Annotated in this window: 1 protein-coding gene and 1 pseudogene; both read right to left on the bottom strand. The window is 62.4% G+C overall.

Annotated features, from left to right (window positions below; all coding sequences use genetic code 11):
- Window positions 1-553: pseudogene (locus AUL33_RS21330) on the bottom strand (flagellin C); the annotation flags it as partial.
- Between the two features lie 310 nt (window positions 554-863).
- On the bottom strand, window positions 864-1,355 hold a 492-nt coding region (locus AUL33_RS21325; protein WP_062213342.1), incomplete at its 5' end, for a flagellin.

The following is a 1,355-nucleotide window of genomic DNA, read 5'->3' as shown; positions in this document are numbered from 1 at the left end:
GAGCGTTCGTCGTCGAGTTGCTGTCGTAGAGCGAGGCGGTGCTGGTGTTGACGTTGATCGTGCCGATCGTCACGGCGCCGCTGGCGTCACGGGCGAAGGAGGCGACGATGTTCTTCGACGAGGAGTAGTCGACGGCGCTGGAATTGACCGACAGCCAGTTCTCGCCGGAGAAGACCGAGGAGGAGGCGATCGACTTGAGCTGCTTCTGCAGTTCACCGATTTCCTGCTGGATCGTGTCGCGATCGACGCCGTCCTGCGTGGCGGCGGTGAGCTTGGCCTTGATCTCGTCGAGAACGTCCTTGGCCTTGCTCAGGCCCTGATAGGCGACGTCGACGGTCGAGGCGCCGAGGCCCAGAGCGTCCTTGACGGTGGAGAGCGACTTGTTGTCGGACTTCAGCGTCGTGGAGATGGCCCAGTACGCCGCGTTGTCCTTGGCTTCGCCGATCTTCAGGCCGGTCGAGATCCGGTTCTGCGTCGCGTCGAGCTGGTTGTTGGTCTGCTGGAGAGTGCGGAGCGCCGTGATTGCTGCGGCGTTGGTGTTCACGCTTGCCATTGGAATGATGTCCCGAAGAGATACAAAGGGGACAGGCTGGGTCGTCCAGCATAGCGGTACGGCATCATGCCTTTGATCGAACTGACGTTTTCGTTGATCAACCCGCTATGCACCCAATCTACCGGCAAGCGTTTAACGGCGGATGAAGGGAATGCGGGACCCCGCGAAACTTTCGCGAAACTGCCGTCCCGGCTGACGAAAAGATCTGCGACGTCGATCCCTCGACCCGGATGGCGGCACGACTCACGAAAAAGGCCCTCGGAACCGGAGTTCCGAGGGCCTCGTCATGCCGGCGGTATCGACGTCGGGATCAGGACGTCTGGAACAGACGCAGGATGTTCTGCGAGGACTGGTTGGCGATCGAGAGCGCCTGCACGCCGAGCTGCTGCTTGACCTGCAGAGCCTGGAGCTTGGTGGACTCTTCCGACATGTCGGCGTCGATGAGGTTGCCGACGCCCTTGTCGATCGTGTCCATCAGCGTGTTGACGAAGGTCTTCTGCATGTCGATGCGCGAGGCGACCGAACCGAGGTTCGCAGCCGCTTCCGTCACCTTGGTGATGGCCGAGTTGACGTTCGAGATGTAGGCTGAGAGCACCGCCGAGATCTGCGTCTTGCTGATGGCGCCCTTCGAGGTGAGGCCGGACGCCGAGATGTCCATGTCGGCGACGGAGATCGTCGCCGCGCCGGCCACCGCCGACACTTCGCTGATCTTCAGCGTCGCGCTGCCACCGATTGCCGTGGTGCTGAAGGTCAGATTGCTGCCGGCCAGGGCGACCGTCGCCTGGACGCCGGCCTTGGTCAT

This window comes from Aureimonas sp. AU12 (assembly GCF_001463705.1).
GTDB lineage: Bacteria > Pseudomonadota > Alphaproteobacteria > Rhizobiales > Rhizobiaceae > Aureimonas.
The sequence above is the reverse complement of the archived record's forward strand: the minus strand, read 5'-3'. Positions and strand labels throughout refer to the sequence as shown.